Consider the following 1,350-nt stretch of genomic DNA (forward strand, 5'->3'; position numbering starts at 1 on the left):
TGCGCTAGCAGCTATCCGTCTAATTGAACCGCCCCGGGTTTCGCGGAGGCTGTTTTGTTTGAGTCAGGCAGCAACCGATATGGTTGCCTGACTCTGTTCATATAGTGCCTCAAACTCGGCCGGTGGCCTATTTCCAATTGGCTCCAGCAGGCGCTGATGGTTGAACCAGGTCACCCACTTCAGCGTTTCCCACTCCAGACTGTCTACGCTTTTCCACGGCCCTCGCTTATGGATCAGTTCGGTCTTGTAGAGGCCGTTGATGGTCTCTGCCAGTGCGTTGTCGTAGCTGTCACCGGTATTGCCAACCGAGGGTTCGATGCCAGCTTCGCCCAGCCGCTCGCTGTAGCGAATCGACAGATATTGCGAGCCCCTATCGCTGTGATGAACCAGCCGGTGGGGCTCAGGCCGACGAGTGTGAAGCGCCTGTTCCAGAGCATCCAGAACAAACTCTGTGCGCATGTGTCGGCTGACACGCCAGCCTACGATAAACCGTGAGTAGACATCGACGATGAACGCCACATAAGCAAATCCCTGCCAGGTTGAAACGAATGTGAAATCGGCGACCCAGAGCTGATTGGGACGTTCGGCCGTGAACTGGCGCTTTACCAGATCCCTGGGATTGGCATTGTCAGGATCGGGTTGTGTGGTTTTCACCGTTTTGCCCCGCGTTACGCCGCAGAGCCCCATTTCACGCATCAACCGTTCCACTGTGCAGCGCGCAACCACCTGGTGTTCGCGATGCATCTGCCGCCAGACTTTCCTAGCCCCGTAGACCTCGTAGTTTTCCTGCCAGACACGGTGAATTTGTACAGCAAGTTCCTCGTCACGGATCGCTCGGGCGGAGCGTCGTGAGCGGTCACGTAGCCGTGCAGCATGGCGCCGGTAAGCCGATGGAGACACTTGCAACACGCGGCACAGTGGCTCGACTCCAAAGCTTTGCCGGTGCTTGTCGATCAGCTGCCAGATCACTTCAAACGGCGGTCGAGCTCCGCCTGGGCGGAAAAAGCGCTGGCGACCTTGAGGATTTCGTTGGCTCGCTTGAGCTCACGAACCTCGCGCTCCAGTTCCTTGACGCGGGCATCAGTGCCCGAGGCGGAGGGGGCCGCAGGCGCAGCCGCCTTCCGAATCCAACTGCTCAACGTCTGGGCGGTGCAGCCGATCTTGCTGGCCACGGCCTCAATGGCGGCCCACTGCGATGTGCGGGACTCCCGGACCTCATAAACCATACGGATGGCCCGGTCACGGACTTCAGGGGAAAATTTGGTGTGCTTGCTCATATGGGCTCCATTCTCTCAAAGGGTGGAGCCTCCGCGAAACCCGGGGCGGTTCAGTCGTGCTGATACCAAACGA

Annotated in this window: 1 protein-coding gene and 1 other annotated feature; the gene reads right to left on the reverse strand. The window is 58.7% G+C overall.

The features are described from left to right. Positions 1 to 63 precede the first annotated feature (63 nt). Positions 64 to 1,277, reverse strand: a protein-coding gene (locus YA0848_RS35220) for an IS3 family transposase (RefSeq protein WP_088171445.1) whose coding sequence is annotated in 2 segments (ribosomal slippage) — positions 64 to 1,007 and positions 1,007 to 1,277 — 1,215 coding nt in all. Because the reading frame shifts where the segments join, the coding sequence is not laid out codon by codon here. Continuing rightward, positions 892 to 1,008, reverse strand: a sequence feature (AL1L pseudoknot). It overlaps the preceding gene by 117 nt. Positions 1,278 to 1,350 lie beyond the last annotated feature (73 nt).

It is taken from the genome of Pseudomonas sp. S4_EA_1b, assembly GCF_016307435.1.
Taxonomy (GTDB): domain Bacteria; phylum Pseudomonadota; class Gammaproteobacteria; order Pseudomonadales; family Pseudomonadaceae; genus Aquipseudomonas; species Aquipseudomonas rhodesiae.